Source organism: Streptomyces lateritius (assembly GCF_014649715.1).
GTDB classification, from domain to species: domain Bacteria; phylum Actinomycetota; class Actinomycetes; order Streptomycetales; family Streptomycetaceae; genus Streptomyces; species Streptomyces lateritius.
The window spans coordinates 92,227-95,495 of record NZ_BMTO01000013.1; the positions used below are offsets into that span (position 1 = coordinate 92,227).

At 71.6% G+C, this 3,269-nt stretch carries 2 protein-coding genes; one reads left to right on the forward strand and one right to left on the reverse strand.

Going from position 1 to position 3,269, the window contains the following annotated elements; translation table 11 throughout:
* The coding region (locus tag IE136_RS25160; RefSeq protein ID WP_189601483.1) for a sensor histidine kinase at positions 1-1,579 on the reverse strand (1,579 nt) is incomplete at its 3' end.
* 204 nt (positions 1,580-1,783) lie between these two features.
* On the opposite strand from IE136_RS25160, the gene IE136_RS25165 reads away from it, so the two are divergent.
* Positions 1,784-3,154 (forward strand): cation:dicarboxylate symporter family transporter, encoded by a 1,371-nt coding sequence (locus tag IE136_RS25165; RefSeq protein WP_158990604.1) that lies wholly within the window; start codon positions 1,784-1,786, stop codon positions 3,152-3,154.
* Positions 3,155-3,269: the final 115 nt, after the last annotated feature.

Here is a 3,269-nt window from a genome sequence, read left to right on the forward strand (position 1 = left end):
AGGTCAGCGGCAGCCGCACGGTGAACTCCGCACCGCCCTCCGGGGAGCGGGCCAGTGTCACCGTGCCGGACGCCCGGCTCGCCGCCTGGCGGACCAGGGCGAGCCCGAGCCCCCGCCCCGGGCCGTGCGTGGACCAGCCGCGCTCGAAGATCGCGTCCGCGTCGTCCTCGGCCACCCCGGGACCCGTGTCGCCGACGCGGATCAGCAGCTCGCCGTCGTGCGCCAGGGCGGTGACCGTGACCCGCGGGTGGAGCGTTCCGCTCGCCGCCTCGACCGCGTTGTCGATCAGGTTGCCGAGGACGGTGACCAGGTCCCGGGACGGGATCGTCGGCGGCAGCAGGCCGTCGTCGATGCGGCTGTCCTCGGTCAGGACCAGCTCCACGCCCCGCTCGTTCGCCTGCGCCGCCTTGCCCAGGAGCAGCGCCGCCAGGACCGGTTCGCCGACCGCGTCGACGACTCGGTCGGTGAGCGCCTGGGCCAGCTCCAGCTCCGCCGTCGCGAAGCCGACCGCCTCCTCCACCCGCCCCAGCTCGATCAGCGAGACGACCGTGTGGAGCCGGTTCGCCGCCTCGTGGGCCTGGGAGCGCAGCGCCTGCGTGAAGCCCCTCTCCGAGGTCAACTCACCTGACAGCGCCTGGAGTTCCGTACGGTCCCGGAGCGTGACGACCGTACCCCTGCGCTCCCCGCCGACCACCGGCCTGGTGTTGACCACGAGCACCCGGTCGACCGTCAGGTGCAGCTCGTCCACCCGCGGCTCCGAGGACAGCAGCGCGCCTGTGAGCGAGGCCGGCAGCCCCAGCTCGGCCGCCGGCCTGCCCACCACCGTCGCGTCGAGGCCGAGCAGCTCCCGCGCCCCGTCGTTGATGAGCGCGATCCGCCGCTGCCCGTCCAGCATCACGAGCCCTTCGCTCACCGCGTGCAGCGCCGCCTCGTGGTAGTCGTGCATCCGGCTCAGCTCGGCCGCGTTCATGCCGTGCGTGTGCCTCCGCAGCCGGGCGTTGATGACGTACGTACCGACGCCGCCGAGCGCCAGCGCGGCCCCCGCCATCCCCAGCAGGGCCGTGACCTGCTCTTGTACCTGCGCGCTGATCCTCTCGATGGTGATGCCCGCGCTGACCAGGGCGATCACCCGGCCGTCGGCGACCACCGGCGCGACCGTACGCACCGAGGGGCCGAGCACGCCCAGGTGCGTCTCGGAGAAGGTCTTCCCCTGGAGCGCGGGCTCGATGTGGCCCAGGTACGTGCGCCCGATCTCCCGCGGCTCGGGATGAGTCCAACGCGTCCCGTCCGGCGCCATGATCACGACGAAGGTGACACCGGAGTGGTGACGCAGCGACTCGGCGTACGGCTGGAGCAGCGCCGTCGGGTCCGCCGAGCGGGCCGCCTCCACCACCGCGGGGGACCGGGCGACGGCCGTCGCGGTCGCGGTCGACTGGCGGCGCGCGGTCTCCTCGGCCTGGGCGCGGTCGGTGACGTACGCGAAGACGGCGCACCCGGCCACGATCGCGGCCACCAGCACGACCTGCATCGCGAAGAGCTGGCCGGCGAGGCTGCGGGGCCCGGGGAACGGAATGCGCATGCCGGTAAGTGTGCCTGCCCGAATTTGCGCGGTGGAATGCCGTTCCCGAATCGTTCTCGGATTTCCGGCGCCACGGCCTTTTCCGCCTGTGGGAACGAGCCGTGTGTGAACGAAAGGAACGCAACGGTGACCCGGGTCACAGGCTGATGGATAGTCGCGGGGATCCACCGGGACGTGGACACCCATCAGCACGAGGAGGACCCCGTGGCCGCACAACGGGACCGTACCCATTACCTGTATCTCGCAGTCATCGGCGCCGTGGTGCTCGGCATCACGGTCGGTTTCGTGGCGCCGGGCGTCGCCGTCGAACTGAAGCCGCTGGGCACCGGCTTCGTGAACCTGATCAAGATGATGATCTCGCCGATCATCTTCTGCACGATCGTCCTCGGCGTCGGCTCGGTCCGCAAGGCCGCCAAGGTCGGCGCCGTCGGCGGACTCGCGCTCGGGTACTTCCTCGTGATGTCGACCGTCGCCCTCGCCATCGGCCTGGTCGTCGGCAACCTGCTGGAGCCCGGCTCCAGCCTCCACCTGACCAAGGAGGTCGCCGAGGCCGGCGCCAAGCAGGCCGACGGAGCCGCCGAGTCCACGGCGGACTTCCTGCTCGGGATCATCCCCAAGACCCTCGTCTCCGCCTTCACCGAGGGCGAGGTACTGCAGACCCTGCTCGTCGCCCTCCTCGCGGGCTTCGCGCTCCAGGCGATGGGCAAGGCCGGTGAGCCCGTCCTGCGGGGGATCGGGCACATCCAGCGGCTGGTCTTCCGCATTCTCGGCATGATCATGTGGGCCGCGCCGGTCGGCGCGTTCGGCGCGATCGCGGCCGTCGTCGGCGCGACCGGCGTCGACGCCCTGAAGTCCCTCGCCGTCATCATGATCGGCTTCTACGTCACCTGCGCGCTCTTCGTCTTCGTGGTGCTCGGCGCGCTCCTGCGGCTGGTCGCCGGGGTCAGCATCCTGGCGCTCCTGAAGTACCTGGGCCGCGAGTTCCTGCTGATCCTCTCCACCTCGTCCTCGGAGTCGGCGCTGCCGCGGCTGATCGCGAAGATGGAGCACCTGGGCGTCAGCAAGCCGGTCGTCGGCATCACCGTGCCGACCGGCTACTCCTTCAACCTGGACGGCACGGCGATCTATCTGACGATGGCCTCGCTCTTCGTCGCCGAGGCGATGGGCAACCCGCTCTCGCTCAGCGAGCAGATCGGCCTCCTCGTCTTCATGATCATCGCCTCGAAGGGCGCGGCGGGCGTGACCGGCGCGGGTCTGGCGACCCTCGCCGGCGGTCTCCAGTCCCACCGGCCCGAGCTGGTCGACGGCGTCGGCCTGATCGTCGGCATCGACCGCTTCATGAGCGAGGCCCGCGCCCTGACCAACTTCGCGGGCAACGCGGTCGCCACCGTCCTGGTCGGCACCTGGACCAAGGAGATCGACAGGGCCCGGGTCTCCGAGGTCCTGGCCGGCAAGGTTCCCTTCGACGAGAAGACCCTGGTCGACGACCACGCTCCGGCACCGGCGGAGGAGGAGTCGTCCTTCCCGGACCAGCGGGCCGAGGACGGCGAGGAGAAGGCCCGCGCGGGCGTCTGACGCGGCCTCGCGGCCTCGCGGCCACGCAGACCGCCCCGAGTCCCGGGCCTTGAGCCGGATCCGGGCCTCGGGGAACGGAGACGACCCCGGCCGCTCACGCGGCCGGGGTCGTCGC